The following is a 2,171-nucleotide window of genomic DNA, read 5'->3' on the forward strand; positions in this document are numbered from 1 at the left end:
AATAATAATTATGCCAACCTGGCGAATGTGGCTTAGCTCTTTGAGAGGGGTAGCTGAATTTAGAAACACTGATTATTATAAAAGGTACAATGATTTAATAAATGACAGCAATTTAATTGAAATATTGGATGAGAGCGATTATGAATTAGTTTTTTATCCACACTATGAAATACAAAAGTTTGTACATGCATTTGAGGTGAACAGTACCAAAATTCACTTAGCTGATCTAAAAAGCTATGATGTTCAAAATTTATTGAAGGAATCAGATCTTTTGATTACTGATTATTCAAGCGTATATTTTGATTTTGCGTACATGGATAAGCCAGTCCTATATTATCAGTTCGATTATAATGAATTTCGTGAATCACATTATTCAAAAGGTTATTTTGACTACAAGAAAGATGGTTTTGGTCCGGTATTATCAGAAAAAAATAAATTAATTGAGGCAATCGAGTCTCATATACAAAGAAACGAATTTGAGACTGATGTATACAAATTAAGAAGAGACCTTTTTTTTCCTCTTCATGATAAGGATAACTCCAGACGGAATTTTGAATCAATCATGAATACTATAGGGAAGTAATCTCATTTTTTGCATAATTGACTAATCGAGGTGGAGCGCAGTTGAGAATAGAAAAAGCAATCAAGAACTCAATAGCATCAGTTTCCTTGCAAATTATAATTATTCTACTCAGTTTCATTGAACGTTCTATATTCATTAATGTATTGGGAGCTGAGTATTTAGGGGTTCATGGTCTGTTTAGTAATATTGTATCTATGCTGTCTTTAGCAGAGCTTGGTGTGGGGACGGCTATAGTCTACAGTATGTACAAACCAATGGCTGATAAGGATACAAGTAAAATCAATCTTTTGATGAGTATCTATGCAAAGTTATATAAAACGATAGGGATTGTCATTCTATTATTAGGATTAGCGATCGTTCCTTTTCTTGATTTTTTTATTGTAGATAATCAAAACATTTCAAACGTTAGGATATACTTTTTATTATACATCCTGAAATCTGCGGCATCATACTTTCTTATATATAAAGCGTCAATATTTGTTGTGGATCAAAAAGAGTACATTGTGTCGGTGAATGAAATCATTGTTACCATAGCTAGGTATATAATTGGGATCATTATTTTATCTATGGTTAAAAGTTATTTTTATTATTTATTATGGTTGTTGTGTATCACCTTAATCGGCAACATAATTATATCAAAAAAAGCGGATAACTATTATCCATACATAAAAAAAAGAAACACCACATTAACCCTACCTAAAGAAGAGAAAAGGACAATGGCTAAAAATATAGCTGCGATGTTTTCTCACAAAATTGGCAGTATCGTAGTAAATAGTACTGACAATATAATTATTTCGAGATTTTTGGGTATTGCAGTTGTGGGAGTATATTCTAATTACCTTATGATAGTGAATGCGATCATAACGATTGTCACACTGATGTTTAATCCTATAACTGCATCTGTTGGTAATTTGGATGTAACTGAGTCTGAAGAAAAAAAATACGATGTATTCAGCAATGTTTTATTTTTGAATTTATGGATCGGTGGATTTTCAGCGATAAGTTTACAAGTCTTACTGAACCCATTTATAACCTTGTGGGTAGGTGAAGAATTTGTTTTAAGTACTCTCATTGTGTTGATGATTGTAGGGAATGGTTATCTGGCAGTAATAAGAAAAACGGTCCTTGTTTTCCGTAATGCAATGGGATTATTCTGGAAAGACCGATATAAGCCATTATTTGAAGCTTTGATAAATTTGTCGCTCTCACTTATGTTAGTTTCAAGGCTTGGATTGATTGGAGTGTTTCTGGGTACTCTGATTGCTACCCTTACAACTAGCTTATGGGTAGAACCTTTTATTCTATTCAAGTATGGATTTAAAATGAGAGTAAGAAAATATTTTTGGAAAATCATTGTTTTTTCAATGATTACACTATTGGCAGGATTATTAACTTGGTATACATCAAACATGTTCAATGACTCCTCGATAAGTTCGTTTATCATAAAGCTTATTTTGTGTACGGTCATGCCAAACATTATTTTTATACTGTTTTTCTTCAGAACAAGAGAATTTAAATATTATAAATACATTTTGATAAATATCATTAAAAGATAATTAAAACAAGGATGCGGTAATAACGGGTTATC

Annotated in this window: 2 protein-coding genes; both read left to right on the forward strand. The window is 31.3% G+C overall.

Annotation, left to right across the window (positions count from 1 at the left end):
• Positions 1–583 (forward strand): CDP-glycerol glycerophosphotransferase family protein (locus tag AX762_RS11345; protein ID WP_177244107.1); only part of this gene is annotated, 583 nt, incomplete at its 5' end.
• A gap of 41 nt (positions 584–624) precedes the next feature.
• Positions 625–2,139: a lipopolysaccharide biosynthesis protein gene (locus AX762_RS11350; RefSeq protein ID WP_071849243.1), complete on the forward strand. Its 1,515-nt coding sequence runs from the start codon at positions 625–627 to the stop codon at positions 2,137–2,139.
• Positions 2,140–2,171: the final 32 nt, after the last annotated feature.

The organism is Alkalibacterium sp. 20 (assembly GCF_001885615.1).
Classification (GTDB): Bacteria; Bacillota; Bacilli; order Lactobacillales; family Carnobacteriaceae_A; genus Alkalibacterium.